This window comes from Streptomyces sp. MI02-7b (assembly GCF_033793585.1).
In the GTDB taxonomy this organism is placed as follows: Bacteria; Actinomycetota; Actinomycetes; order Streptomycetales; family Streptomycetaceae; genus Actinacidiphila.
Map to the genome: position 1 here is coordinate 36172 of NZ_JARAWX010000028.1, position 25739 is coordinate 61910.

General features: G+C 72.0%; 27 protein-coding genes and 1 tRNA gene. 10 read left to right on the forward strand and 18 right to left on the reverse strand.

Going from position 1 to position 25739, the window contains the following annotated elements; genetic code table 11:
• Positions 1–28 precede the first annotated feature (28 nt).
• Positions 29–667, reverse strand: a complete 639-nt coding sequence (locus tag PV364_RS33825) for an RDD family protein (RefSeq protein ID WP_319664463.1) — start codon at positions 665–667, stop codon at positions 29–31.
• An 84-nt stretch (positions 668–751) separates the two neighbouring features.
• Positions 752–2026 carry an RDD family protein gene (locus tag PV364_RS33830; protein WP_319664465.1) on the reverse strand — a complete coding sequence of 425 codons (1275 nt, stop codon included), beginning with the start codon at positions 2024–2026 and terminating at the stop codon, positions 752–754.
• 417 nt (positions 2027–2443) lie between these two features.
• On the opposite strand from PV364_RS33830, the gene PV364_RS33835 reads away from it, so the two are divergent.
• Positions 2444–2935 (forward strand): SsgA family sporulation/cell division regulator, encoded by a 492-nt coding sequence (locus PV364_RS33835; protein ID WP_319664466.1) that lies wholly within the window; start codon positions 2444–2446, stop codon positions 2933–2935.
• 31 nt (positions 2936–2966) lie between these two features.
• Here the strand turns inward: PV364_RS33835 and PV364_RS33840 are convergent, their stop codons facing one another.
• Positions 2967–4334, reverse strand: a complete 1368-nt coding sequence (locus PV364_RS33840; RefSeq protein WP_319664467.1) for an FAD-binding oxidoreductase — start codon at positions 4332–4334, stop codon at positions 2967–2969.
• A 161-nt stretch (positions 4335–4495) separates the two neighbouring features.
• Positions 4496–5641: a 4-hydroxyphenylpyruvate dioxygenase gene (hppD, locus tag PV364_RS33845; protein ID WP_319664468.1), complete on the reverse strand. Its 1146-nt coding sequence runs from the start codon at positions 5639–5641 to the stop codon at positions 4496–4498.
• A 147-nt stretch (positions 5642–5788) separates the two neighbouring features.
• On the opposite strand from hppD, the gene PV364_RS33850 reads away from it, so the two are divergent.
• From PV364_RS33850 to PV364_RS33880, 7 genes are read left to right on the forward strand one after another with little or no spacing between them, the layout of a single operon-like run.
• A complete protein-coding gene (locus PV364_RS33850) occupies positions 5789–6265 on the forward strand; it encodes an Lrp/AsnC family transcriptional regulator (protein ID WP_319664470.1) in 477 nt (158 codons plus the stop codon).
• 46 nt (positions 6266–6311) lie between these two features.
• Positions 6312–6959, forward strand: a complete 648-nt coding sequence (locus PV364_RS33855) for an ABC transporter permease (RefSeq protein WP_319664471.1) — start codon at positions 6312–6314, stop codon at positions 6957–6959.
• On the forward strand, positions 6952–8193 hold the full coding sequence (locus PV364_RS33860; RefSeq protein WP_319664472.1) for a betaine/proline/choline family ABC transporter ATP-binding protein: 1242 nt from the start codon (positions 6952–6954) through the stop codon (positions 8191–8193). Before PV364_RS33855 ends, PV364_RS33860 begins: the two co-directional genes overlap by 8 nt.
• Complete coding sequence (locus PV364_RS33865; protein WP_319664474.1) at positions 8190–9041, forward strand: ABC transporter permease; 852 nt, start codon at positions 8190–8192, stop codon at positions 9039–9041. Before PV364_RS33860 ends, PV364_RS33865 begins: the two co-directional genes overlap by 4 nt.
• Entirely contained in the window at positions 9038–10018 is a 981-nt protein-coding gene (locus PV364_RS33870; protein WP_319664476.1) for a glycine betaine ABC transporter substrate-binding protein, read from the forward strand. Before PV364_RS33865 ends, PV364_RS33870 begins: the two co-directional genes overlap by 4 nt.
• A 55-nt stretch (positions 10019–10073) precedes the next feature.
• Positions 10074–10697: an ArsR/SmtB family transcription factor gene (locus tag PV364_RS33875; RefSeq protein ID WP_401979521.1), complete on the forward strand. Its 624-nt coding sequence runs from the start codon at positions 10074–10076 to the stop codon at positions 10695–10697.
• 47 nt (positions 10698–10744) lie between these two features.
• Positions 10745–12031 carry an MFS transporter gene (locus PV364_RS33880; RefSeq protein ID WP_319664477.1) on the forward strand — a complete coding sequence of 429 codons (1287 nt, stop codon included), beginning with the start codon at positions 10745–10747 and terminating at the stop codon, positions 12029–12031.
• Positions 12032–12054: 23 nt separating this feature from the next.
• Here PV364_RS33880 and PV364_RS33885 read toward each other — a convergent pair whose 3' ends face one another.
• The 6 genes from PV364_RS33885 to PV364_RS33910 form a co-directional block, all read right to left on the reverse strand.
• A complete protein-coding gene (locus tag PV364_RS33885; protein ID WP_319664478.1) occupies positions 12055–12843 on the reverse strand; it encodes a S16 family serine protease in 789 nt (262 codons plus the stop codon).
• A gap of 61 nt (positions 12844–12904) precedes the next feature.
• Entirely contained in the window at positions 12905–13570 is a 666-nt protein-coding gene (locus tag PV364_RS33890; protein ID WP_319664479.1) for an IclR family transcriptional regulator, read from the reverse strand.
• Between the two features lie 320 nt (positions 13571–13890).
• Positions 13891–15693 carry a DEAD/DEAH box helicase gene (locus PV364_RS33895; protein ID WP_319664481.1) on the reverse strand — a complete coding sequence of 601 codons (1803 nt, stop codon included), beginning with the start codon at positions 15691–15693 and terminating at the stop codon, positions 13891–13893.
• Between the two features lie 679 nt (positions 15694–16372).
• The gene (locus PV364_RS33900; RefSeq protein ID WP_319664482.1) at positions 16373–16753 is read right to left on the reverse strand and encodes a type II toxin-antitoxin system death-on-curing family toxin; all 381 of its coding nucleotides are present in this window, start codon (positions 16751–16753) and stop codon (positions 16373–16375) included.
• 2 nt (positions 16754–16755) lie between these two features.
• Complete coding sequence (locus PV364_RS33905; RefSeq protein ID WP_319664484.1) at positions 16756–16956, reverse strand: hypothetical protein; 201 nt, start codon at positions 16954–16956, stop codon at positions 16756–16758.
• Positions 16957–16987: 31 nt separating this feature from the next.
• Positions 16988–18403, reverse strand: a complete 1416-nt coding sequence (locus PV364_RS33910) for an MFS transporter (protein WP_401979517.1) — start codon at positions 18401–18403, stop codon at positions 16988–16990.
• Positions 18404–18514: 111 nt separating this feature from the next.
• On the opposite strand from PV364_RS33910, the gene PV364_RS33915 reads away from it, so the two are divergent.
• Entirely contained in the window at positions 18515–19384 is an 870-nt protein-coding gene (locus PV364_RS33915; RefSeq protein ID WP_319664485.1) for an alpha/beta hydrolase, read from the forward strand.
• A 91-nt stretch (positions 19385–19475) separates the two neighbouring features.
• Positions 19476–19550 (forward strand) — tRNA-Cys (locus PV364_RS33920).
• Positions 19551–19627: 77 nt separating this feature from the next.
• On the opposite strand, the gene PV364_RS33925 is transcribed toward PV364_RS33920, so the two are convergent.
• From PV364_RS33925 to PV364_RS33960, 8 genes are all read right to left on the reverse strand, one after another.
• Positions 19628–20905 (reverse strand): site-specific integrase, encoded by a 1278-nt coding sequence (locus PV364_RS33925; RefSeq protein WP_319664486.1) that lies wholly within the window; start codon positions 20903–20905, stop codon positions 19628–19630.
• An 84-nt stretch (positions 20906–20989) separates the two neighbouring features.
• Entirely contained in the window at positions 20990–21217 is a 228-nt protein-coding gene (locus PV364_RS33930) for a helix-turn-helix domain-containing protein (protein WP_319664488.1), read from the reverse strand.
• 339 nt (positions 21218–21556) lie between these two features.
• Positions 21557–23104, reverse strand: coding sequence for a YfjI family protein (locus PV364_RS33935; protein ID WP_319664548.1), 1548 nt, complete (start codon positions 23102–23104; stop codon positions 21557–21559).
• Between the two features lie 331 nt (positions 23105–23435).
• The gene (locus PV364_RS33940) at positions 23436–24353 is read right to left on the reverse strand and encodes a bifunctional DNA primase/polymerase (protein ID WP_319664489.1); all 918 of its coding nucleotides are present in this window, start codon (positions 24351–24353) and stop codon (positions 23436–23438) included.
• A 90-nt stretch (positions 24354–24443) separates the two neighbouring features.
• Positions 24444–24728 (reverse strand): hypothetical protein, encoded by a 285-nt coding sequence (locus tag PV364_RS33945; protein WP_319664492.1) that lies wholly within the window; start codon positions 24726–24728, stop codon positions 24444–24446.
• A 19-nt stretch (positions 24729–24747) separates the two neighbouring features.
• Entirely contained in the window at positions 24748–25215 is a 468-nt protein-coding gene (locus PV364_RS33950) for a hypothetical protein (RefSeq protein WP_319664493.1), read from the reverse strand.
• A gap of 20 nt (positions 25216–25235) precedes the next feature.
• On the reverse strand, positions 25236–25430 hold the full coding sequence (locus PV364_RS33955) for a hypothetical protein (protein ID WP_319664494.1): 195 nt from the start codon (positions 25428–25430) through the stop codon (positions 25236–25238).
• An 18-nt stretch (positions 25431–25448) separates the two neighbouring features.
• The gene (locus tag PV364_RS33960; protein WP_319664495.1) at positions 25449–25700 is read right to left on the reverse strand and encodes a hypothetical protein; all 252 of its coding nucleotides are present in this window, start codon (positions 25698–25700) and stop codon (positions 25449–25451) included.
• Positions 25701–25739: the final 39 nt, after the last annotated feature.

A 25739-nucleotide genomic window follows, 5' to 3' on the forward strand; every position in this document is an offset into this window, starting at 1 on the left:
GCCCTGCGACGATCGTCACGGCGGGGCGTCAGCCCGCGGAGACGACAACGGTTTGCCCGGCTTTGTCGTGAAGGCACTGCCGGTAGGGCTTGTCCCACGTGCACCACAGCACCTCGATGATCCAGAAGATCGAGCCGCAGCACGGGATGATCGGCACCAGGGAGTAGACCGCCTCCCGCTTGAGCGCCGCCGGGGTCGAGGGGTTGGCGCCGTCGGCCAGCATGCCGACCCGCACCTTGAGCAGCTTCTTGCCCAGGCTCTGCCCGTAGCGGGTGAGCATCAGGACCTGGTAGACGAGGTAGACCACGGCGTAGATCACGCCCTCGGCGAAGCTCTGCCCCACGCCGCTGTTGTAGTCGTAGCCGCCCCAGAAGGCCCAGGTGATGGCGTAGATCGGGATGCCGATGATCAGGCCGTCGACGATGCGGGCGAGCAGCCGGCGGCCCCGGTGCGCCAGCGGCGGCATCCCGGCCAGCGGATCGGGCGCGGGCGCACCGCCGTAGGGGCTGTCGTACGGACCGCCCTGCGGGCTGCCGGGGTAGACCGGGGGCGGCTGGTCGTACGGGCCCCCGCCGGCGGGCGGAGACCCGGACGGCGGCGGCTGGGAGGGCTGCCGCGGCTCCTCGGGAGGCTTCGCGAACGGGTCCTCGGGCCGGTCGGTGCTCATGCCCCGAGTGAAACCCGGACGCCGTGGGGACGCCTCCGGCGTGGTCCGTTCGGGTGTCGGGTGCCCGGTGTCAGCCGTCGGGTGTCAGCGGTCCCCGGCCACGAAGGTGCGCGCCGCCTTGTCGTGCCAGCACTGGCGCCACGGGCGGTCGAAGACGCACCACAGCAGGCCGAGGAAGCCGATCACCAGGGCGTCCAGCACGGTGTGCGTGAGCCAGCGCCGCAGTGCCTGCCAGAAGCCCGGTTCGTACTGGGTCTCGACGTCGAGCACGCGCAGGCCGAGCAGCTTCTTGCCCAGCGTGCGGCCCCACTTGGCGGTCGGCAGCACCTCGTACAGCAGACCGGCGACGAGCACGACACCGAGGAGGATGCCGAGCTGCGCGCCCGTCGTGCCGTCGATCAGCCACACGGTGACCGTCCGGCCGCCCAGCCGGGCGGCATCCATCTTGTCCTGGACGTGCTCGTACGCGGCGCTGCCCAGCGGCACGGCGGCCGCGCCGACGATCGCGGCCATCAGCAGCGAGTCGACGACGCGGGCGACCAGCCGCTTGCCGAGCGGCCCGGGGCGGGCCTGTTCCTGCGCCGCGGCGAACGGGTCTTCTGCGGCGGCCCGCCACGGCGCGCGCGTGCCGGGCGTGCCCGCGGCGTCGCCGCCGTTGCCTGCGGTCCCGCTCTGCGCGGGCACGTGGGGCTGCCCCTGGCGGGCCAGTTCCTGCACCTGCTGGGCCCACGGGACGGGGTTCGCGTTCCGCGCCACGGGGGCGCCGGCGGTCGGCGCGGAGGAGATGGCCGGGGCGGGGGCGGGCCCGGGGGCCGGCGGCGGCGCGGGAACCGGCGAAGCCGCCGGGGCGGGTGCCGGAGCAGGGGCGGGCGCGGGAGCAGGGGCGGACACGGAGGTGGGTGTGGGGCCGGCAGCAGCGGGGGCAGGGGCAGGGGCGGACGCGGCAGCCCGGGGCGCGCCCCCGTGCTCCTGTGCGCCCCACGACACCCGCGGGGACGGCTCCTGCCGGGCCGGGTCGGCCGCCCACTCCGAGGCGGCCGGGCCGCGTTCGGCGGCGGGCGCCTGCGGGTCCTCGTCGAGGAACATCGGGCCCGACTCGTCCACCGCCGGAGTGCGGCGCACCGGCGGCGCGGGCGGGGCGGGCGTCACGGGCGCCGGAGGGGCGGCGGCCACCGCCGGGCCGGGCACCGCCAACGGGGCGCCCGTGGGCGGTGCGAGGTCCTCACCGGGCTGGGGCGCCGGACGGCTCGTGCCGGGGACCCACGCGGAACCGTTCCAGTACCGGATGTAACCCGGGATGGACGGGTCCGGGTAGTACCCGGGGCCGGGCACACCCCCGCCGCTGATTCCGGAGGTCATCGGTGACAACTCCCATCACGTCCCATCACGACCGCGCGCTCGACCGGTCCGCCGCCTCGGGCGTCCCAAGGAGGACATTAACGAAGAACCGACCCCCCGGAAGAGAGAAACGAGGCCCGGCCCGGGATCGGCATTCCAGGGCATTTCATCGCACCGGACCGGCTACGCTTCCCGCCTGACAGCCGCTCAGGGGAACGGGGGGAGCCGTCGTCCCGCAGGAGCCGTGCCGCGGCCGGAGAACCAGGTGTCTATCGCATGCATGCATCTGTCGCCGGAGCTTCGGGAAAAGTCCTCCCGATCATGGGAAGCCGCGTAATGGTGAGTGCCGGATGCGCTCTCTCCCGGTGCGGGCCCCGCGCTGCACCTCGCCGCGCAGTACCGCAAGGGGCCTTGTGCCGAGGAAAGGACGACGACGCCATGCAGACCGTGGTGGAACGGGAACTGGAGATGAACCTGGTGCTGTCGCCGGAGCGCAGCATCGCCGTGCCGGCCCGGCTGGTGTACCGGGTCGAGGACCCCTTCGCCGTGCACATCGCCTTCCACATCGGGTCGCAGTCCCCGGTGAACTGGACCTTCGCCCGGGAGTTGCTCGTCGAGGGGGTGTTCCGGCCCTGCGGCCACGGGGACGTGCGGATCTGGCCGACCAAGACCGACGGGCGCAGCGTCATCTGCATGGCGCTGAGCTCGCCGGACGGGAACGCGCTGCTGGAGGCGGCGTCCATGCCGGTGGCGGCGTGGCTGGAGCGGACGTTGCGCGTGGTGCCGCCGGGGACGGAGCTGGACCACCTGGCCATGGACGAGCGCCTGGACGAGTTGCTGGCCCCGACCGCCGGCACGGCCGGTGAGCCGCGCGACGACCTGTGGCTGCGCGACCCGTGGTCGGGGCTGGACGAGTCGCCGGACGCCTAGGCCGCGCCCTGGGGGCGCCCGGCGCGCCGGCTCAGAACAGCTTGCCCGGGTTGAGGATGCCGAGCGGGTCGAAGACCGCCTTGATGCCGCGCTGCATCTCCACGCCCACCGGGCCGAGTTCGCGGGCCAGCCACTCCTTCTTCAGCACGCCCACGCCGTGCTCGCCGGTGATGGTGCCGCCGAGTTCCAGACCGAGCGCCATGATCTCGTCGAAGGACTCCCGGGCCCGCCGGGACTCCTCGGGGTCGGCGGCGTCGAAGCAGACGACGGGGTGGGTGTTGCCGTCGCCGGCGTGGGCGCAGACACCGATGGTCAGTTCGTGCTTGGCGGCGATGGCGGCGACCCCGACGAGCATGGCGGCCAGCCGGCCGCGCGGGACGCAGACGTCGTCGATCATCGTGGCCGTGGAGACCCGCTCCAGGGCGGGCAGTGCCATCCGCCGTGCCTGCAGCAGCATTTCGGACTCGATGGCGTCCTCGGCGGGGACGACCTGGGTGGCGCCCGCGGCCAGGCACAGCTCCCCCACCGCGGTGAGGTCGGCGGCCGGGTCGGGGGTGTCGAAGGCGGCCAGCAGCAGCGCTTCGGTCGACTCGGGCAGGCCCATGGCCGTCATGGCGTTCACGGCGCGCACCGTGGTGCCGTCCATGAGTTCCAGCAGCGACGGCACGTGGCCGCCGGCCATGATGTCGCACACCGCGGCGCAGGCCGCCTCCGCGGAGGGGAACTCGGCGACCATCGCGAGCTGGGCGGGCGGGGCCGGCTTGAGCGCCAGGATCGCGCGGACGACGATGCCGAGGCTGCCCTCGGAGCCGACGAACAGCCGGGTCAGGTCGTAGCCCGCGACGCCCTTGGCGGTACGGCGCCCGGTGCGCATCAGGCGCCCGTCGGCCAGCACCACCTCCAGCCCGAGCACGTACTCGGCGGTGACGCCGTACTTCACGCAGCACAGACCGCCGGAGCCGGTGCCGATGTTGCCGCCGATGGTGCACTGCTCCCAACTGGAGGGGTCGGGCGGGTAGTACAGCCCGTGTTGGGCGACGGCCTTGGACAGGGCAGCGTTGACGACGCCGGGCTCGACGACGGCGACCCGGTCGACGGGGTCGATCTCCAGGACCCGGTCCATCCTGGTGAGCGACAGCACCACGCAGCCCTCGGAGGCGTTGGCCGCGCCCGACAGGCCCGTGCGGGCGCCCTGCGGCACCACAGGCACCCGCAGCGCGGTGGCGGTCCGCATGACGTGCCGGACCTCCTCCACGGTGCGCGGCAGCACGACGACGGCCGGTGCACCGGCCGGGCAGAAGCTCGCCATGTCGTTGGCGTAGGAGGCGGTGACGTCGGGGTCGGTGAGGATCGCCTCGGCGGGAAGCCCGGCGCGCAGCCGTTCGATGAGATCACCCATGCACACAGCCTCGCACCGCCGGGGGCGGCGCGGAAGGACGCCGGCCGGCGGGATCGCGGGCGGGCGGCGCCCCGGCCGTGGCCGGGCGGAACGCGGCCGGCGCCGGCCCACGCCCTCCCCCGCGGGGGCGCGGTCCGGCGCCGGAATTCACGGCGAAGGGATCAGAGGTTGCCGCGACGCTCCTGCTCGCGCTCGATCGCTTCGAAGAGGGCCTTGAAGTTGCCCTTGCCGAAGCCCATCGAACCGTGTCGCTCGATCATTTCGAAGAAGACCGTCGGGCGATCCTGGACGGGCTTGGTGAAGATCTGCAGCAAGTAGCCGTCTTCGTCCCGGTCCGCGAGGATCTTCAGCTCCCGCAGGGTGTCGATCGGCACGCGGGTGTCGCCGACCCACTCCCCGAGGGTGTCGTAGTAGGAGTCGGGCGTGTCCAGGAACTCGACACCGGCCGCGCGCATGGCGCGCACGCTCGCGACGATGTCGTTGGTGGCCAGCGCGATGTGCTGCACGCCGGGTCCGCCGTAGAACTCCAGGTACTCGTCGATCTGCGACTTCTTCTTCGCGATCGCGGGCTCGTTGATGGGGAACTTCACCTTCAGCGTGCCGTCCGCCACGACCTTGGACATCAGGGCGGAGTACTCGGTGGCGATGTCGTCGCCGACGAACTCCTTCATGTTCGTGAAGCCCATGACGCGGTTGTAGAAGGTGACCCAGTCGTTCATCTTTCCGAGCTCGACATTGCCGACGCAGTGGTCGATCGCCTGGAAGAAGCGCTTGGCCGGGGGCTCCACGATCGGCTCCGCGGCGATAAAGCCGGGCAGGTACGGGCCCTTGTAGGCGCCGCGCTCCACGAGCGTGTGGCGGGTCTCGCCGTAGGTGGCGATGGCGGCCAGGACGACCGTGCCGTACTCGTCCGAGACCTCGTGCGGCGCCTCCAGCCCGGTCGCGCCGTGCGCGAGGGCGTAGTCGTACGCGGCGCGGACGTCGGGCACCTCCAGGGCCAGGTCCACGACACCGTCGCCGTGGGCGGCCACGTGCTGCTCCAGGAAGCGGCCGTGGTCGGTGGCGGCCCGGACGACGGAGGTGAAGACGAAGCGGGCGCTGCCGGACTCCAGCACGTACGACGCGATCTCGCGGCTGCCGTTCTCCGGTCCGGAGTAGGCGACGCGCTTCATGCCGAAGGCGGTCGAGTAGTAGTGCGCCGCCTGCTTGGCGTTGCCCACCGCGAAGACGACCGCGTCCATCCCCTTCACCGGGAACGGGTCGGCGTCGCCTGCGGTGCCGGGAGCGTGATCGAGAGTCTCAGTCATGGCGCCAGCCTCGCCCCGGGCGCCAAGGTGCGCAATAGTTCTCTGAAGCAGTGGACAATCTGTACAGCCGACTGGGCATACCGGGCGGCATTCTGCACACAGTGACCACTGCCACAGCGGCGATCACGAAGGGGCGGCGGGCGGACCGTGGGCATCGACGGACTGGACGGACGGCTGATCGCGCTCCTCGCGCAGGAGCCGCGGATCGGCGTGCTGGAAGCCTCCCGGCGGCTCGGCGTCGCGCGCGGCACCGTGCAGGCGCGGCTGGACCGGCTTCAGGCCAATGGGGTGATCCGGGGCTTCGGCCCCCAGGTGGACCCGGCGGCGCTCGGCTACCCGGTGACGGCGTTCGCGACGCTGGAGATCAAGCAGGGCCAAGGGCCGGATGTGCGTGCGCACTTGAGGGCCGTGCCGGAGGTGCTGGAGCTGCACACCACGACCGGCCAGGGGGACATGCTCTGCCGCCTGGTGGCCCGGTCCAACGCCGATCTCCAACGTGTGATCGACCGGGTTGTGGGCTTTGATGGCATCGTGCGGGCCGCCACGGCGATCGTCATGGAGAATCCGGTCCCGCTGCGGATCATTCCGCTGGTCGAGCAGGCGGCCCGGGACGCGGAACCGTAACCGCCGCCGCCGGTGGCGGGCGAGGGCAGGCAGGTGGTGAGGCCGGATGACCTTCTGGGAGTACCTCACCAGCCGCCACGAGCAACTGCTGATCGACGCCTACCAGCAGGCCAGTCTGGTCTTCCAGTGCATGGTGCTGGCCACCGCCATCGGCGTCGCGGTGGGCGTGCTCAGCTACCGCCGCGGCTGGACCGCGGGCCTGGCCGTCACCTCCACCGCGACGATCCTCACCATCCCCTCCCTGGCGCTGATCGGTCTGCTGATCCCCTGGCTGGGCCTCGGTGTCCCCCCGACGGTCACCGCGCTGACGCTGTACGGCTTGCTGCCGGTGGTCCGCAACACGATCGTGGGCCTGCGCGGGGTCGACCCGGCTCTGGTGGACGCCGCCCGCGGGATCGGCATGTCACGACCGGCGGCGCTGGCCCGGGTGGAGCTGCCGCTGGCGTGGCCGCCGATCCTGACCGGCATCCGGGTGGCGACCCAGATGCTGATGGGCATCGCCGCGATCGCCGCGTACGCCTCGGGGCCCGGCCTCGGCAACGAGATCTTCCGCGGCATCGCCTCGCTCGGCAGTGCCAACGCCCTCAACCAGGTGCTGGCCGGAACCATCGGCATCGTCGTCCTCGCGCTGCTCTTCGACGCCGCCTACGCGCTGATCGGGCGGCTGACCATCCCGAGGGGGATCCGTGGCTGAGGCGGCGGGCGCGACCATCGAACTGGAGCAGCTGACCAAGCGCTACCCGGGCAGCGCGGAACCGGCCGTGGACAGCGTCTCCATGGAGATCAAGGCGGGCGAGACGGTGATCTTCGTCGGGCCGTCCGGCTGCGGCAAGTCCACCACCCTGAAGATGATCAACCGGCTGATCGAGCCGACCTCCGGGCGCATCCGCATCGGAGGCGAGGACGTCACCGACATGGACCCGGTGAGACTGCGCCGCAAGATCGGCTACGCGATCCAGTCCTCCGGGCTCTTCCCGCACATGACGGTCGCGGAGAACATCGCGCTCGTCCCCCGGATGGTCGGCTGGTCCAGGGCCCGGGTGCGGGACCGGGTCGCGGAGATGCTGGACCTGGTGGGCCTGGACCCGCGCGAGTTCCGCGGCCGCTACCCCCGCCAGCTCTCGGGCGGCCAGCAGCAGCGGGTGGGCGTGGCCCGGGCGCTGGCCGCCGACCCGCCGGTGCTGCTGATGGACGAGCCCTTCGGCGCGGTCGACCCGATCACCCGCGACCACCTCCAGGACGAGCTGATCCGGCTCCAGCACGAACTGCACAAGACCATCGTCTTCGTCACCCACGACTTCGACGAGGCCATCAAGCTCGGCGACCGGATCGCGGTGCTGCGCGAGCGTTCGCACATCGCCCAGTTCGACACCCCCGAGGCGATCCTGACCAACCCGGCCGACGACTTCGTCTCCGGCTTCGTCGGCGCGGGCGCCGCCCTGAAACGGCTCAACCTCACCCGGGTGCGCGACGTGGGTGTCGCCGACTTCCCCACGGTCAGCGTGGACGACCCGCTGCAGTCGATCTTCGACCGGCTGCGGGCGTCCAGCCTGACCAACGAACTGCTCCTGCTGGACGGCAAGGGCCGCCCCTACAAGTGGCTGCGCCGCGGCGACCTCATGCGGGCCAAGGGCTCCCTCGCCCGGGCCGGGACGCTCGTCGGCGACACGGTCACCCGGGACGCGACGCTGCGGGACGCCCTGGAGGCGGTGCTCACCGACAGCAGCGGACGGGTCGCGGTCACCGGCCGGCGCGGGGAGTTCACCGGCGTGGTGGACATGGAGACCCTGCTCAACTCCGTCCACGAGATGCTGGAGGCCGACCGGCTGGCGGCGCTGGAGCACCGGCACGACCTGGAGGAGTTGCGCGCCCCGCTGACCCGGGCGGAGCAGGAGGGCGCCGACCACGAGCCGGGAGCGCGGGCGTGACGGGCCGCGGGGACTCCCCGGGCCTTCCCGGCGCCCCGGGCCTCCCGGGCGCCCCGGCCGCCGCCGGGCCCCCCGAGGACGAACCGCCCCCCGCGTCCGGCGCCCCGCCCGGGCGGCGGCCGACCTGGCGCCAACTCGTCGTCACCCCCGCCGTGCTGGCCGCGGTGCTCGTGGCCACCTACGTCTGGATCAGCACCGTCCACCTCGACTCCATCGCCGAGAACGCCCTGGCCGGCGACACCGTCCAGGTGCGCCTGTGGCAGCACGTGAAGCTCACGGCCTACTCCACCTTCTGGGTACTGGTCATCGCGATCCCGCTGGGCACCGCGCTGACCCGGCGGGGGCTGCGGGCCGCCGCGCCCGTCGTGACCGCGGTCGCCAACATCGGGCAGGCGACCCCCGCCATCGGGATGCTGGCGCTGCTGGTGATCTGGCTCGGCATCGGGCCGCGCACCGCCCTGGTGGGCATGGTGGTCTACGCGGTGCTGCCGGTGCTGTCCAACACCATGGCGGGTCTGCGGGCGATCGACCCGACCCTCGTCGAGGCCTCGCGCGGCATCGGGATGTCGGCGCTGGGCACGCTGTCGCGGGTCGAACTGCCGCTGGCCGTACCGCTGATCCTCGCCGGGGTGCGGACGGCGCTGGTGCTCAACGTCGGCACGGCGACGCTGGCCACCTTCGTCGGCGGCGGCGGTCTGGGCGACATCATCACCACCGGGATCGTCACCCAGCGCATGCCGGTGCTGATCCTGGGCTCGGTGCTGACCGTGGTGCTGGCGCTGTTCGTGGACTGGCTGGCCTCGCTCGCCGAGCGGATGATGCGCCCGCGCGGCCTGGAGGGCACATGACGCGCCGGCGCACGGCCGTGGCCCTGGCGTCGTGCGCGGCACTGCTCGCCACGGCGCCCGGCTGCGGCCTCAAGAGCGGCAGCCCGCTGGCGGACGACGTCCGTCCCGGCACCCTCGGCCGGGGCCTGCCGCTGAAGGGGGCGTCCCTGACCGTGACCTCCAAGAGCTTCAGCGAGCAGATCATCCTCGGCTCGATGATCGGGCTGGTCTTCAAGGCCGCGGGCGCCGACGTGCTGGACCGGACGAACATCCAGGGCTCGATCGGGGCCCGCGAGGCCGTCCGCTCCGGCGACGCGGACGCCATGTACGAGTACACCGGCACCGCGTGGATCACCTACCTCGGCAACGACAAGCCGATCGCCGACCCGCAGGCGCAGTGGCGGGCCGTCCACGACGCCGACCTCGCGAACGGCATCACCTGGCTGCCGCCGTCCACCCTCGACAACACCTATGCGCTGGCCACCACCCGGGCCAAGAACCGCCCCTACGGACTGCGGACCCTCTCCGACGTCGCCGCCCTCTCCCGCAAGAACCCCTCGGCCGTCACCTTGTGCGTGGAGAACGAGTTCGCCTCCCGCGACGACGGACTGCCCGGGATGGTGAAGGCGTACGGCATGGAGGTGCCCGCCTCCAACATCCGGAAGATGGACACCGGGGTCATCTACACGCAGATCCCGAAGCGGGGTTCCTGCCTGCTCGGCGAGGTCTACACGACGGACGGCCGGATCGCCTCCCTGCACCTGGAGGTCATGGAGGACGACAAGCACTTCTTCCCCAACTACGACGCCGCCCCCGTCATCAACAGCAAGGCCCTCAAGCGCTGGCCGGCGATCCGGGAGCTGCTGGACCCGATCTCGCGGAAGCTGACCACGGCCGTGGGGCGGGAACTGAACGCGAAGGTGGACGTGCAGGGCGAGGACCCGCGTCAGGTGGCGAAGGACTGGCTGGTCGAGGAGGGCTTCATCACGGAGGGATAGGCGGGGTGCAAAGAAAGCATTGCAAAGGTGTCTTTGCAATGGGTACGGTGACGCCGTGACGGACACCCCCTCCCCCGCGGACGCCGCAGACGACTCGGCTGCCGACAACGACGGCGACGGCCTGGTCAGCCTCGACCCGCGCACCCTGCGCGGGCTGGCGCACCCGCTGCGCATCCGGCTGCTCGCCGCGCTGCGCGAGCACGGGCCCGCCACCGCGTCCGGGCTCGCCGCCCGGCTCGGCGAGTCCAGCGGCGCCACCAGCTACCACCTGCGCCAACTGGCCGCGTACGGCTTCGTCGAGGACGACCCGGGACGCGGCACGGCCCGCGAGCGGTGGTGGCGGTCCGCGCACCGCGGCACCCGCTTCGACGCCGGGACGTTCCTCTCCCACCCGGACCCCGAAGTCCGCGGCGCCATCGGCCTGTTCGCCCGGGAGGTCGCCCTTCACCACGCCGCGGAGCTCGACTCCTGGCTCACGACGATGGACGACTGGTCGCAGGAGTGGCACGGCAGCTTCGACCTCAGCGACTTCAGCCTGCGGCTCACACCCGCCCGCGCCCGCGCCTTGCGGACCGAACTGCACGCCGTGCTGGAGAGCTACCGCGACCCGGTCCCGGAGGATCCCGCGGCCGAGCCCGTCCGGGTCCATCTGCACGTCATCCCGCGCACCACGGACTGACCGCCCGGCCGGCCGCCCGGCCGCACCGACCACACGGGGGAAGAAGCATGGCCACAGGAACCGGCATATCCGACGGCTCCACCCTGACCGACGGACCCGGGCCACCGCCCGACCGGCGCCCGCTGCGGCTGGTCCTGGCAGCCAACGTCGTGTCGATCAGCGGCAATTCGCTCACGGTGCTGGCGGTGCCGTGGTTCGTGCTGCAGACCACCGGCAGCGCCGCCCGCGCCGGGCTGGCGGCCTTCTGCGGGACGCTGCCGATCGTGATCGCCGCGATCGGCGGCGGACCGGTCATCGACCGTTTCGGGCGGCGCAGGGCGTCGGTGGTCTCGGACGCGGTGTGCGGGATCGCCGTGGCGGCCATCCCGCTGCTGCACTTCGCGGGCGTCCTGCGGTTCTGGCAGTTGTGCGCGCTCATGGCGGTCAGCGGGCTCTTCCACGCCCCCGGCGAGACCGCCCGCGAAGTGCTGCTGCCCGTCCTGGCCGAGCGCGCCGGAACACCTCTGGGGCGCGCCGCGGGCTACTTCGACGGCGCCTCGCGCGGAGCGCGCATGCTGGGCGCCTCACTGGGCGGGGTGCTCATCGCCGTCCTGGGCGCGGAGGCGGTGCTGCTGGTGGACGCGGCGACCTTTGGAGTCTCCGCGCTGCTGATCGCCTTCGGCATCCGCGGACTGGCCGGGGCGGAAGCGGTCACCGGCGCGGCGCCGGTCTCCCTGCGCACGTACCGGGCCGAACTGCGCGAGGGGTACACCTTCCTCGTCCGGAGCCGGCTGCTGCTCGCCATCACGTTGATGATCATGGTCACCAACGGCCTGGACGTGGGGTGGAGTTCGGTGCTGCTGCCCGTGCACGCCGAACGGGAGCTGGGCGGCTCGGTGCAACTCGGCCTGCTCTCAGGCCTCTTCGGTGCGGGAGCGCTCGCCGGGGCACTGGCGTACGGCGCGCTGGGGCACCGGCTGCCGCGGTGGCCGGTCTACACGGTGTGCTTCCTGCTCTGCGGTGCGCCGCGGTTCCTGGTCGCCGCCTGGGTGCCCGGGTGGGGCGCCCTGGCCGTGACGATGTTCGTCGGCGGCCTGGCGGCGGGGGCGCTCAACCCGATCCTGTCGACGGTGCTCTTCGAGCACGTCCCGGACGAGCTGCGCAGCCGTACCCTCGGCACCCTGAGCGCCGGGGTGCTGCTCACCACACCGGTGGGCGGCCTGGCCGCGGGCTACCTGGTGGACGGCCTGGGGCTGCCGGCGGCGCTGCTCGCCATGGCCGCGGTCTACCTCGCGGCGACGCTGTGCCCGCTGGTCTTCCCCTCCTGGCGGACGATGGACGCCAAGCGCGCGTAGCGCGGCCACACGTGGAACACGCCTCAGCAGCTGGGGACCCTGCCGCCGCTGCCGAGCGCCTCGAGGGCGTCGATCGCGCCGTCGAGCGTGGTCACCGGCACCAGGCGCAGGCCCTTGGGGAGTTCGGCCCTGGCGTCGGAGCACTCGCCCTTGGGGACGAGGAAGACGGTCGCCCCGTCGCGGCGGGCGGCCTGCTCCTTGAGCGGGACGCCGCCGACCGCGCCGACCGCGCCGTCCGGGGTGATCGTGCCCGTACCGGCGATCCGCCGGCCCCCGGTGAGGTCGCCGCCGCGGCCGTTGCCGTTGATCTTGTCGATGATGCCGAGGCTGAACATCAGCCCGGCGCTCGGCCCGCCGACGTCCGCGAGGTGGAGGCCGACCTTCACCTTGGACGGTGACAGCCCGAGGTGCGACAGGGCGGCGGTGGTCGCGGCGTCCTGCGACTCGGTCATCTCCGCCTGGTTGTGCTTCTCGATCTCCTTGACGCTGCCGCCGGTCGGGTAGACCGCGTCCCGCGGCATCGCCGCCTGGTCGGTGGCGAACCACGCCTTCAGCACATCGCTGAAACGGACGACGGCGTCCGGGTTGGTCGCGGCGATCGTCGTCATCCGCAGCTGGCCGGAGGTGGCACGCGTCGGCGTACCGGTGACGGTGATCACCGGCTTGCCGTGGTCGCTGCCGAGCACGTCGGCCGTCAGCCCGGGCACGACGATCGAGATCGGCAGCGGCGCGAACGCGGCGACCGCCAGCAGGGCGACGACGAGGGCCGCGCACACGGCGAGGGTCCGGCTGCGGGCGGTGGCGAAGGACATGGGGTGAATGTAGTTCACCGCGCCGGGTGGGACGTGCCACGGGCCTCTCCCGCGAGGGCGTCTAGCGCAGGGCGTCGGCGACCTCCACCGCCGCCTCCACGACCCGCGGCCCGACCCGCTCGGGCACCGAGTCGGCCAGCATGACCACCCCGACGCTCCCCTCTATGCCGGGCACGCCCACCAGCGGGGCCGCCGCGCCGCTCGCGCCGGCCTCCAGCTCGCCGTGGGTGAGCACGTAGCCGGGCCCCTCGGCGCAGCGGGGGTCGGGTTCGTACGGCTGCGTGCTGCGCCCGGCGAGGATCGCGCGGCCCGCGGCGCCGCGGTCGAGGGAGTGCCGGAACCCGGTGCGGTAGGCGACGTGGTAGTCGGTCCAGCTGGGCTCGACGACCGCCACGGCCAGCGCCTCGGTGCCGTCGACGAGGGTGAGGTGGGCGGTGGCGCCGATGTCCTCCGCCAGGGAGCGCAGCGCGGGGAGCGCGGCCTCGCGCAGCAGCGGGTGCACCTGGTGGGCCAGGCGCAGGACGCCGAGACCGACCCTGGCGCGGCCGCCGAGGTCGCGACGGACCAGGGAGTGCTGCTCCAAGGTCGCCAGCAGGCGGTACACGACCGTGCGGTTGACACCCAGCTTCGTGGCGAGCTCCGTGACGGTGAGCCCGTGGTCGGTGTCGGCCAGCAACTTCAGGACCCGCAGGCCCCGGTCGAGCGTCTGAGACGTCTCCGCGGTCACGACGCCCCCTTCTCGTGAGTGGTGGCACTTCTCTCACGGCAGGAAGCACTGCCGGTCCCGCGGCAGAGCGCGGAGAAGCCACCGGTCGGTCTGGCGCTACCGGCTGCGCCCCGAGGCTGCGTTGCCACGGCGCGTTGCGTGAGCGGAACGGTAGCGATGCGTACCGCTCAGCGGAAGACTCCGTCCACAATCCGGTCATGCAACCGGGCATGCCCGCTCACGAAACGTAAATTTTCCACCCAACAGGCCATCACGCCGTAAGATTCACAGCGCGGCTGACGACACGTCAGGCCGCCTGACACGGCACCGCGGTCCGCCGGTCAGCGCATCCGGGTGGCCCACTCCTGGACCTTCTTGATGCGCTCGTTGAGCTGCCCCGCCGTCGCCTCCGCGCTCGGCGGCCCGCCGCACACCCGGCGCAGCTCGTTGTGGATCACCCCGTGGGGCTTGCCGCTCTGGTGGTTGTACGCGGCCACAAGGGTGTTGAGCCGCTTGCGGAGCTCCAGCATCTCCTTGTGGCTGACCACCGGCCGCCGCTCGGCGGGCAGTTCCAGCAGATCCGCCTCGGAGTCCGGCTTCTTGCGGCTGTGCGCGATCTGCCGCGCCTGACGCCGCTGCAGCAGCATCTGCACCTGGTCGGGTTCGAGCAGGCCGGGAATGCCCAGGTAGTCCTGTTCCTCCTCGCTGCCCGGATGCGCCTGCATGCCGAACTCGGCACCGTCGTACAGCACCCGGTCGAACACCGCGTCCGACTCCAGTGCCTCGAAGGGCAGCATGTCCTGCTCGCCGGTGTCCTCGTCCTGTTCCTTCTCCGCCTCGGCGAGTTCCTTCTCGGACTCCGCGTACGGGTCCTCCTCGCCGTCCTTCTTCGGCTTGTCGAGGACGTGGTCGCGCTCGACCTCCATCTCGTTGGCGAAGTCGAGCAGCATCGGGATGGTCGGCACGAACACCGAGGCGGTCTCACCGCGCCGCCGCGACCGCACGAAACGGCCCACGGCCTGCGCGAAGAACAGCGGCGTGGAAATCGTCGTGGCGTACACGCCCACCGCCAGGCGCGGCACGTCGACGCCCTCCGACACCATGCGGACGGCCACCATCCAGCGGTCCTCGCTCGCGCTGAACTCCTCGATGCGGGAGGAGGCGCCCGAGTCGTCGGAGAGCACGAGGGTCGCCCTGTGGCCGGTGATCTCCCGGATCAGCTTGGCGTACGCCCGCGCCGACTCCTGGTCGGTGGCGATCACCAGCGCCCCCGCGTCCGGGATCGACTTGCGGACCTCCGTGAGCCGCACGTCCGCCGCCCGCAGCACATTGGGGATCCAGTCGCCCGTCGGGGCCAGCGCGGTGCGCCAGGCCTGCCCGATCGCGTCCTTCGTCATCGGCTCGCCCAGCCGCGCGGCGATCTCGTCGCCGGCCTTCGTCCGCCAGCGCATGTTGCCGCTGTAGGAGAGGAAGATCACAGGACGGACGACACCGTCCGCGAGCGCGTTCCCGTAGCCGTAGGTGTAGTCGGCGGACGAACGGCGGATGCCGTCGTTGCCCTCCTCGTACGTCACGAACGGGATGGGATTGGTGTCCGACCGGAACGGCGTCCCGGTCAGCGCCAGACGGCGGGTCGCCGGCTCGAAGGCCTCCTGGCACGCCTCGCCCCACGACTTGCTGTCGCCGGCGTGGTGGATCTCGTCCAGGATCACCAGGGTCTTGCGCTGCTCGCAGCGGTTGCGGTGCAGCATCGGGCGTACGCCGACGCCCGCGTAGGTGACCGCCACCCCGTGGTAGTCCCGCCCCACCGGGCCCGCGCTGTACTCCGGGTCCAGCTTGATGCCTATCCGCGCGGCGGCCTCCGCCCACTGCTTCTTCAGGTGCTCGGTGGGCGCGACCACGGTGATCTGCTGCACCAGGTGGTTGTGGAGCAGGTACGAGGCCAGGGTGAGCGCGAAGGTCGTCTTGCCGGCGCCCGGGGTCGCGACCGCCAGGAAGTCGCGCGGCTGCGTCGCGATGTACCGGTCGAGCGCGCCCTGCTGCCACGCGCGCAGCTTGCCGGCCGTGCCCCAGGGGGCGCGGCCGGGGAAGGCGGGCGAGAGGTGGTGCGAGGTGCTGGCACTGTGCGGGGCGGTGGTAGTCACGGTCTCCGGGTGACGGGTTGGGGGCGGGGGGCGGTCCACGAAACCGTCCCAGCGTACCTGCGGGTGCGCGCGGTTGGTTTTTCCCCGCCCGCCCTCCCCCAACCTTCGGCCGGGGGTGCCCCCAGCCCTGTGAAGTCAGTCACCCCGGCGCGCGTTTCGTGGGGGCCGGGTGCGGGGCCTTGCGGGGCTGAACGTCCTGGACTGGGATATTTACGCGCGTTTCCCGCACCTGCTCATCCCGTCCCTGCGCACAAATATCCCGCAGCGTCCAGAACATCCACCCTCCCCCCCAGCCTCCGGCCGGGGGTGCCCCCACCTCCCCTCCCCCTCCGTTGTGTCCGCGCCTGAGCCCCGGAGGGGGGTAAGAAGGCGGTCCGGGTGACCCCGGTTGCCTGAGCGCTGCGCCAACGGGCGGCCCCAGGCACGGTGCCGCTTCTACCCCCCACCGGGGATCAGGCGCGATACGAAACGGAGGGGGCGGGGTCGGAGGGGTGGGCGTTCTGGACTGTGGAGCATATTTGGGTGCACAACCCGGGGTGATCAACGGCGAGTGCCCGAGGCACCGAAATGTGCTGTCCAGAATGGCCAGCCCCGGAGGCCCCGCACCCGGCCCCCACGAAACGCGCGCCGGGGCGCACAGACTTCCTGGGGCACACGGGCGGGAGGGCGGGGAAAAAACCTATCGGGTCGCCAGGGCACGCAGACGCTGGCCGATGGAACCGGGGTCCCCGACCGCGCCGGAGGCGACCTCGATCACGAGCTCGTAGGCCGCCCCCTGGTCGGCCGACCGCAGGTCGACCCCGTTGAGGTCGAGCAGAACCGCCGCCGCAAGCCACGCGGTCCGCTTGTTGCCGTCGACGAGCGGGTGATTGGCGGCGATGCCGTGCAAAAGAGCGCCCGCGCACGCGTAGAGGTCCCCGTACGCGGCGACGCCGAACATGCGGGCGCGCGGGCGGTGGACGGCCGACGCGAGCAGCCCGGGTTCGCGCACCGCGGGCGGTTCGCCGCCGCACGCGAGCCGGGCGAGCTCCGTGACCTCGTCCACAGTGAGATGGCGCACACTCACTCCCCGAGCCTGCGCAGCAGATCCGCGTGGGCGTCCGCGAGGGCCGCCCCGGACGCCGCGGCGCGGGCCGCCTCCGCGTCCTGGTAGGCGCGTACCGCCGTGCGCACCAGCTCGGCGACCGGGACGCCGTGCGCGTCGGCCAGGTCGTCGAGGGACTCCCACTCGGCGTCGGTGAAGACGAGGGTCAGCTCTTTCACACCGCGACGGTAGTCCCCCGGCGCGCTCGGCTCACCCGGATTTCGGACGGAGCCGTGCCGCCACGGCGACGCCGGCGAGGCTGAGCGCGGCCAGCGGCAGGAAGACGGCCGCGAAGGCGCCCGTCGCCCCGCCCAGGGCGGCGAACGCGGTGCCGGCGGCGGCGACGAGGACGACGCTGGCCAGGGCGTCGGAGACCTGGAGCGCCGCGGAGTTGGCGCCGGCCTCGGAGGGGGCGGAGAGCTTGAAGAGGATGACGCTCAGGGAGGAGATGACCAGGCCCGCCCCGAGGCCGCCCACGGCCCACGCGGCGGCCGCGCTCCAGACCGGGGCGGCGGAGACGAGCGGCAGGGCCGCACCGGCGATGGCGGCGGCCATGAGGAACATGCCGGTGACGACCATGCGGTCCCGGTACGGTTCGAGGCGGGGGCGGCCCTGGATCCAGGAGCCGATGCCCCAGGTGATGCCGCCGGACGCGAGGGAGAGCCCGGCCAGCGTCGGCGACAGGTGCCGCTGGGTGACGAGCATGAGCGGCACGAAGGTCTCGGCGCCGAGGAAGGTGCCCGAGGCGACGCCGCGCAGCAGGACCACCGACGGGAGCCCGCGTGCGGCGCGGATCGTGCCGCGCGGCAGCAGTTCCAGGGCCGCCGGGACGATGAGGGCCGCGCCGGCCGCCGCGAGGACCAGGGACAGCGGCCGCAGGTCCTGACCGGCGTACTGCAGCAGACCGGCGCCCGCCGAGACCGCGAGCGCGAGCCGGATGCGGCGGCCGTCGGGGGCGCGCCGGTCGTCCGGGGGCGGCTGGACGGGCATCCGGCGCATCGCGGGCAGGCCGATGAGCAGCGGCGGCACGATCAGGACCGGGATGGAGAGGAAGACCCAGCGCCAGCCGAACTGCTCGGTGACCGTGCCCGCCACGAGAGGGCCGACGATGGAGGGCAGCACCCAGGACGCGGCGAAGCCGGCCATGACGGCGGGCCGCAGCCGTTCCGGATAGGCCAGGCTCACGACGACGTACAGGGCGACGATGACGAGCCCGCCGCCGATCCCCTGCACGGCGCGGCCGAGGACGAACAGCCACATCGACTGGGCGGCGCCGGAGATCAGCAGGCCGGCCGCGAAGGCCCCGATGCCGGCGACGAGCGGCGCGAGCGGGCCGCTGCGGTCCGACCACTGCCCGCTGACGACCATCGCGAACAGCGAGGTGGTGAAGTAGCCGGAGAAGGCGAAGGCGTACAGCGGCAAGCCGTCCAGCTCGCGCGCGGCGACCGGCATGGCCGTACCGACGGCGGTGGCCTCGAAGGCGATGAGCAGGACCACCGAGACCATGGCGAGGGTCAGCGCGCGGTAGCGGCTGCCCAGCACGGTGTCGGTGCCGGTGTCCGGCTCAAGGAGCAGAGGTCTGTCTGAATTGCCGGGAATCGGCTCGGCTTCGGCGGTCGTCACCACGACAGGGTAAGGGGCGTAGACGCATCTTGCCCCTGGCGTCCACGGACGCCGGGGTCGGCCTTTCGGCCTAGGACCGGAGATGGCCCGGGCCATGCCGGGAAGGCGTACGCCATGCCGCACTGCACTTCGTACGACGGAACCGAGATCGCCTACCGCGACCGGGGCGAGGGCCCGGTCCTCCTCGCGCTCGCCGGGGGACCCGGGCGCGACGCCGCGTACCTGGAGGACCTGGCCGGGCTGGACAGCGTCAGACGCCTCGTCGTCCCGGACAGCCGCGGCACCGGGGACACCGCGCCGGCCGCCGACCCGATGGCGTACTCCTTCCCGCGGCTCGCGCAGGACGTGGAGGCGCTGCGCCGCCATCTCGGCCTGGAGCGCTTCGCACTGCTCGCGCACGACGCCGCCGCGGCGACCGCGCAGGCGTACGCCGCCGAGTACGGCGACCGGCTGACCCACCTCGTCCTGGTCACGCCCGGCTCGCGCCTGCAGGGCGCCCTCCCCGAGGACGCCCGCGCGATCTTCGAGAGCCGGGCCGGCGAGCCCTGGTGGCCGGAAGCCGTGGCGGCGCTGGCCGAGTTGGAGACCGCCGACGACCTCGACCGGGTCCGGGAACTGCTGCTGCGGGTCGCCCCCATGGCGTACGGCCGCTGGGACGCCGCGCAGCGCGCCCATGCCGCCGCCGAGGGCGCCCAGTTGCACCCGGTCCCCCGCGCCGGCTTCTGGCAGGGTGTCGACGAGCAGGCCCGGCAGTCCCTCCTCGACCGGCTGCGGGAGGTGACCTGCCCGGTCCTCGTCCTCACCGGTGACCGCGACGCGGTCACCGGCATGCGCGCCGGCGAGGTCGTCGCGGACTCCTTCCCGCACGCCCGCCTGCGGCCGCTGCACGCCGTCGGCCACTACCCCTGGGTGGACGAACCCGCCCTGTTCCGCCCGGTGGTGGAGGAGTTCCTGTCGAGCGGGGGGTTTCCGCGCCCTTCGTGAACGGCGTATGGCAGTCCTGTTGCGGCCCCGCCCGATCCGTTGACCCGCCCCGGGCGGGGCCGCCTATGGTCGGGATACGTCAACGACGCACGGCCGTGTGCCCGAGTGGTTCAGGGGCTCGACTGCAAATCGAGTTACGTGGGTTCGATTCCCGCCACGGCCTCCACCGCTTGACCAGGAAAAAGAACGGGGCGCACCTCTTCCGAGGGGCGCCCCATCTGTCTGTCCGTCTCAGTTCCCGTCTCAGTTGACCGGCACGAGAACGCCGGCGGCGCCATCGTCGCCGTCATCCGTCCCGTCCGTCCCCGGCTTCCAGATCAGACCGTCGACCTGTTTCGCCACCTCAGTCCGCACCGCGTCGACCATGTGCTGATAGCGGGCGGCCATGGCCGTTGTCGACCATCCCATGAGACCCATGACAGCGCGCTCAGGCACCCCGAGAATGAGCAGGACCGTGGCGGCCGTGTGGCGGGCGTCGTGCAGACGTCCGTCCCGGACGTTCGCCTCAGCCAGTAGAGCCTTCCACTCAGCCCAGTCCTTCCGGTGCGAAGCGATGCGCCCGTCTTCATCGGGGAACACCCACCCGCCTTCCACCCAGCGATTCCCGGCCGACTTCCGTTCCGCGTCCTGTGCCTCACGGTGGGTTCTCAGCAAGTCCACGAGCTGTTCCGGGAGACCGACGGCGCGACGGCCGGCGCGTGACTTGGTGGTGGACGTCTCCGGGTTGCTGCGTCGCCTCTGCGGGCAGTACCCGGCCTTGCGTCCGCAGGATTCCGGGCACCCGTGCGCGTACTGCGGGCGGTGCCGACTGCGGCGGACGACCAGGAACCCACCCTCAAGTTCTACGTCCTGCCACTTCAGGCCCAGCACTTCCCCCTGCCGTAGTCCGAGAGCGAGCGCTACAGCCCAGCGTGCGGAGTTGCGGTGCTGGCTCGCTGCCCTCAGCAGACGTTGCACTTCCTGCACGTTGTAGGGCTCCACCTCGTACTCGTCCACCTTCGGAGCCTTTGCCAACAGGACCGGATTCCTCCCGAGATGGCCGCGCCGTACCGCCTCGTTGAGGGCAGCGCGAAGCGTGCGGTGCGCGTGATGGGCCGTCGCGGGCTTGCTGCCGGTTGCCTGCATCTTCACGTAGAACGCTTCGATGTGCTCCGGCTTGAGCTTGTCGAGTCGGTGGGCGCCCAAGCCGGGAATGAGGTGCTTCCGTACAGAGACGCCGTACCCCACCATCGTGTTGTCGTTGGCCGTGAGGGGTGCGACGTTCTCAATCCAGTGCGTCAGCCACGCCTTGACCGTCCAGGGCTTGCCCGGCTTGCGCACGGTCTGGGCATCGCGTTGCCGCTCAAGCTCTCGTACGGCCTCCGTGACCTCTGCACGGGTCTTCCGTTCGACGTGACGCCGGTCCGGCTTGCCGTCGTCACGAACACCGACGGTGACCCGACCGTGCCACTTGCCGTCTTTGCCGAAGTAGATCGAACTGCGTCCGTTCGGCTGTCGAGTGCGCTTCTCTTGCTCTGCCACAGGCAGGCTCCTGTTCTTGGTGTCGGGATGGGTACCGGGGCGGCGGGTTGTCCTTGTCCGGGAGTGCCGCCGCCCCGGGCGTCGTCAGGCGGCGCGTTGGGCGTTGCGGAGACGGGTGACGTAGGCGGCCGGGGCGTCGGCGGGGACGCGGCGGAGACGGCCGACGGGTACGGACTCCAGCTCTCCGGTGCGGATGAGCGCGTAGCACGTCGTCCGGCCGATGCGGAGGCGGCGGGCAGCCTCCTCGACGGTGAGGAGGACAAGGGTCGGGTCATCGGCGGGGGCGAGGGGGAAGGTCGTCGGTTCGTCCACTTCTCACTCCTGTAAGGCTGAGTTCACGGGCAGATGCCGCCGCACAAACCGCAAAATCCGCAGAAAACCCGGTGTAGGCCGTTGACCTGCGATGTTGCGGTGTGCGGGTGGCAGGCGGGGGTGCTCCGCAGAAACCCGCAATATTCCGCAAAAATCAGGAGCGGCCGGCAGCCGGTCCCGGCGGGCGGGGTGGGGCTCGGATTTTTGCGGAATATCGCGGGATTGTGCGACGGGGCCCCGTCCGGGGTCCGGGTGGGGCTCCGTCGCAGGTCAGCGGGGGGTCCTGGCTTTATTGCGGATTTTGCGGTTTGTGCGGGAGGGGTTGGGGGCGGAACGGGGTCACCGGCCGCCGTGGTGCAGGGCGGGGTGGGTCAGTAGGCGGGGTGCCGGTGGCCGTCCGCGCTTGCCGGTGCGCTCGGGTTGGTAGGACCGCAGGTATCCGTGGTCTTCCAGCAGGGCGAGGGCGGGTTCGAGGTCGGCGATGGTGGGCACCTCGCTGCGGGACAGGACGCTGAAGACGTCCCGGCGGCTGACGTCCTCCCACCGGTTGTCCCTCAGCGCTTCCAGGACGCTGCGGGCGCGGGAAAGGACCGGGTCGGCGCCCATGACGTCGAACGCGGCAAGGGCGTGGGCGGTGTAGTACTCCCCCAGTTCGATGGCCGCGCGCATGGTGGCGTCGGTGACGGGGTGGGCGTAGCCGTTGCCGCCGTGTTCGGCGAGGTGCAGCAGTGCGGCCATGCGGGCGGTTGCTCCGGCGAGCTTTCCGGCCCAGTTGGAGATGTGGCCCAGCGTGCCGCCGCGTGCCTTGAGCTGCGGTTCGATGCGCTGTTGGTAGGCGATCAGGGCCGCGTCCGCTTCGGGGGTGAGCTGGATGACGGCCGGGTCGGTCCACTCCGCCAGGGACAGGGTGAGGTCGATGACCCGGGCGGTGTAGGTGGCGGCGATCTGTTCGGGGACCGGGTCGGTGATGATCTCGCGGTCACCGACCGTGGACACCGGCAAGGAGTACAGGAAGCGGGCCAGCAGTCCGCGTCCCTCGAACCCTTTCACCTTGCCGATGTCCCGCAGGACGTCCGGCTGCACGGCGAGACCGATAGTGAGGGCCGGGGCGTCGATGTACTCGCGGCGGGTCTGCCGGTTCACCCTCAGCCGGTCCCCGGCATGCCCTTTCAGGAAGACTTCCATGTTGGGGGCGCCGGAGTAGCGGCCGGCGATGATGTCGAAAATGCCGCCTTCCGCGCTCATCACCGACAGCCGACCGCCCTGTTCGGCCATGAGCGAGGTGACCGTCTCGGGCGTCGAGTCGTCCGCCAACAGGACCGGTTCGGCGGGGACGGTGAGGGTGTCGGCGGCCTGCGCGAGGCCCACGGCGGTAGCCACCATGTCATCGCGCTTGTCGCCGTCGGCGGACGCGGCCTTGGCGGCGGCCTTGTCAGCCGCTTCCTTGGCCAGTCTCGCCGTCAGCTCCGCTTCCACGATCACGGGCTTCATCGCGGTCTTGAGCTGTTTCTCCGCCTCATAGAGGGGATTGGTCAGCAACGCAAATACGGCGGACTTGCGGTTGGCGGGCGGGAGGGCCACCACCGTGAACAGATTGGTTGGCTCCCGCCAGTTCCCGCGGACATGGACCACCGACCGGCCGCCGGCCGCCGTGGCGAGCACGGCGAGTGCGACCGAACCGGCGAGGTCCACCGGGGTCTGTGTCTCTTCCGCGACGGCCGCCACGAACTCCCCCAACCAGGCAGGGAGAACGCGGGCGGGGAACGGCGGACGCTCACGACGACCGGTGAGGGGAATAGGGTCATCCCACACGTCTTGCGCCGTATCGTCCTCGCCGGGCGGTTCTGTCAGGGTGGGCAGTCCGGCCCACAGGTCGGGGCTGTCCACAGGTTGTGGATTCATGCGGCCTCCCTCCCTTCGGCGGTGGTGGTGTGGGGGCAGACTCCGACGCGGACGCGGGTCGTCAGCCTGATGACGGCGGCCCGGCCCCGGGCGCGTTCGTGATGCCCGCAGGGACAGATCCAGTCCGCGACCGGTACGCCCTCGCACTGGATCTCAAGCCCCGGGGTGGTGCCGGTGATGGTGGCCGTCTGCGGGTCAGAACCAACGGCAGAGAGGACGCCCTTGCGGGCGGCGACCTTCGGTTCGCCTACGGCAGGCCGTGGCGGGCCCTGTACGGCGCCCTGAGGGCCGTTCGGGATGGTTCGGGATGCTTTGTTCATGCCGCGCGCCCCACAGCCGTCTCAAGGCCGTTGGCGACCGCGCGGCGGGCGTAGGTCTCCGGGACGCCTACCGAGACGGCGGCCGTCACGATTTCCTCGCCGATCGCGGCGAGTCCGCACGGTCCGGGGCACGCGGTGTGTTGTGCGGCGAGGAACCGGGCGACGCCGAACGCCTTTGATCCGGCGCCGGATTCGGTGCGGGCCCGAACGAGGGCGAGGCCGCGTTCGAGGCCGGTGCGGACGTAGCGCTCGGTGTGGCGGCACCCGTTGGCCACCTGCCGCGACCACGTGGCGCGGGCAGGAAGGGAAGATGCCACCTCCCCCGGGGCGGGGGTGGTGTCTTCCTTCACCGGCAAGGCGCGCACGGCCGACGGGAGAACGGCCATGCGGCCGGTTCCGGGCCCGAGCCAGCGGGCGTAGGACATGAGGGATTTGATGTCGATGCCCGGCCGGACGGCGTTCGATGACGGCATGGCTCCCCGGTAGAGCCAGTGCTCACCGCGTGTCGTCGGCACGGCGCGGGTGGCGGGCAGGGTGTCGCGGGCCCATGCGACGGCCGCCGCGTTGTCGAGGTCGACCACGGTCAGCCCGGCCCCGCCGGGGTGGTAGGCGACCGCCACAGCCTCGCGCCATACCGGCACCCACGCGGGCGAGGTGAGAACGTGCGCGTCGGCGGTCGCGGCGGCCCACGCGTGGCACGGCGCCGGGCACCGGCACGGGCCCGCCGTCTTCATGCTAGGCCGCCCGCCGCACGTGTTGCCCCTGCACGTACGGCAGTTACCGAATGGGACCTTGCCCTGTCGCAGGGGCAGGACCGGCACACCGGCCGCCGCAAGGGCGAGGGCAGTACGTAGATGGCCGCCGTTCGGAGGGTCCCCGTCGACGGGGCGCCGGGCCTTGCAGTCAGGTGTCATGCTGTAGGTCTCCTGTTCTGCTACGTCGGGATCGGAGACCGTGGGCGGTGGGTTGTCCTTGTCCGGGAGTGCCACCGCCCACGGGCGTGTTCAGAGGTCGGTCAGCGCGTCGGTGGGGATCTCGTAGACGTCGATGACGTCGGTGACGCCGGTCCAGTAGCCGGGCGTGTAGTGGACGTATCCGATGTGAAGCGGCGTCCCGTCGCGGTCGGAGGTGGCGTAGACGTGGACGGCGTCCACGACCTTGCTCGGCTGCCTGCGTGCGCCACGGATGCCGGCCGCTGCCTGGTGAGAGGTCAGCCGCCGCCCGTTGTCCCGGCGGTCATCGATCACGGGGTACCAGGTGGCACGACGGGCAATATTGCGCTTGGCCATGGCTGTTGATCTCCTTTTGTCAGCCGTAGAACTTGTTCCGCTTGATGACGGCCTTGCGGATGTTGACCGTGGTCCCGTCCCGGTGGCCGTTCGTGCTGAAGACCTGCACGGCGATCCAGCCGCCGAAGATGACCGCGGCGAGGATGACGAGCTGCGTCACGAGCGCGGTCAGGGCGGCGATGAACGAGGTGAGCAGCAGCAGTCCGCCGCACACGGCGAGGAATCCGACGCCTCCGAGGGCGATGTTCACCGCCGCGCGGGAGACGGTCGGCTTGGCGACGACGGGTTCGGGCTTGGCGGGCTCGATGGCGTAGCCGGTGACGACGCGGCCGTCGGGCAGCACGACGCTCGCCACGGTCGGGATGGTGCCCGGCTGTATAGGCGTGAGCGGGGCGGCATGCGCGGGGGTGAGCGGGGTGGGGGTGTGGACTTCCACGGCCGCCGTGCGATGTCCGGCCGGGCGGCCGTACGCGGTGGGTTCGTTCACGGTGCTGGTCTCCCTTGCTGTCAGCGACTGATGCCGGGTAGGGCGTCGGTGAGGGCGGTGACGAGCTGGCTGACGGTGTCGGCCGCGCCAGTGTGGGCGAGGTAGAACCCGAACAGGGCGACGACGACCACCACGCCAGCGCCGACGGCCTTGAAGCGCAGTAGCAGGCCGACGACGACGGCGAGCAGCAGAACGAGCGGGATGGTGAGGGTCACGGAGCCTCCCGGGCGGGGTCAGCGGGTGCCGGCGCGGTAGGTGCGCGCGGCGCGGTTGTAGATCCAGCGGCCGACGCGTATGCGCCTGCCGGTGGCGTGGCAGCGACGGCAGTCCTTGCCGCGCTTGGTCTTGCCCTTGCGGTCGGTGGTGAGGGCGTGACCCATGCCGCCGCACCGGCGGCAGTCCCCGAACGGGCTCAGCCAGCACTTGGCGACATAGCAGAGGGTGACGATCAGCAGGAAGGCAGTAGCGAGCACGGCAAGGCTCATCAGGGGCCTCTCAGAGGGGTTGGAGGGGTTTCCGCAGGT

What these genes read in the sequence shown, in the direction of transcription:
- PV364_RS33825 (WP_319664463.1), bottom strand. Translation starts at nt 667, where the DNA reads ATGAGCACCGACCGGCCCGAGGACCCGTTCGCGAAGCCTCCCGAGGAG.
- PV364_RS33830 (WP_319664465.1), bottom strand. Translation starts at nt 2,026, where the DNA reads ATGACCTCCGGAATCAGCGGCGGGGGTGTGCCCGGCCCCGGGTACTAC.
- PV364_RS33835 (WP_319664466.1), top strand. Translation starts at nt 2,444, where the DNA reads ATGCAGACCGTGGTGGAACGGGAACTGGAGATGAACCTGGTGCTGTCG.
- PV364_RS33840 (WP_319664467.1), bottom strand. Translation starts at nt 4,334, where the DNA reads ATGGGTGATCTCATCGAACGGCTGCGCGCCGGGCTTCCCGCCGAGGCG.
- hppD (WP_319664468.1), bottom strand. Translation starts at nt 5,641, where the DNA reads ATGACTGAGACTCTCGATCACGCTCCCGGCACCGCAGGCGACGCCGAC.
- PV364_RS33855 (WP_319664471.1), top strand. Translation starts at nt 6,312, where the DNA reads ATGACCTTCTGGGAGTACCTCACCAGCCGCCACGAGCAACTGCTGATC.
- PV364_RS33870 (WP_319664476.1), top strand. Translation starts at nt 9,038, where the DNA reads ATGACGCGCCGGCGCACGGCCGTGGCCCTGGCGTCGTGCGCGGCACTG.
- PV364_RS33880 (WP_319664477.1), top strand. Translation starts at nt 10,745, where the DNA reads ATGGCCACAGGAACCGGCATATCCGACGGCTCCACCCTGACCGACGGA.
- PV364_RS33885 (WP_319664478.1), bottom strand. Translation starts at nt 12,843, where the DNA reads ATGTCCTTCGCCACCGCCCGCAGCCGGACCCTCGCCGTGTGCGCGGCC.
- PV364_RS33915 (WP_319664485.1), top strand. Translation starts at nt 18,515, where the DNA reads ATGCCGCACTGCACTTCGTACGACGGAACCGAGATCGCCTACCGCGAC.
- PV364_RS33940 (WP_319664489.1), bottom strand. Translation starts at nt 24,353, where the DNA reads ATGACACCTGACTGCAAGGCCCGGCGCCCCGTCGACGGGGACCCTCCG.
- PV364_RS33945 (WP_319664492.1), bottom strand. Translation starts at nt 24,728, where the DNA reads ATGGCCAAGCGCAATATTGCCCGTCGTGCCACCTGGTACCCCGTGATC.
- PV364_RS33960 (WP_319664495.1), bottom strand. Translation starts at nt 25,700, where the DNA reads ATGAGCCTTGCCGTGCTCGCTACTGCCTTCCTGCTGATCGTCACCCTC.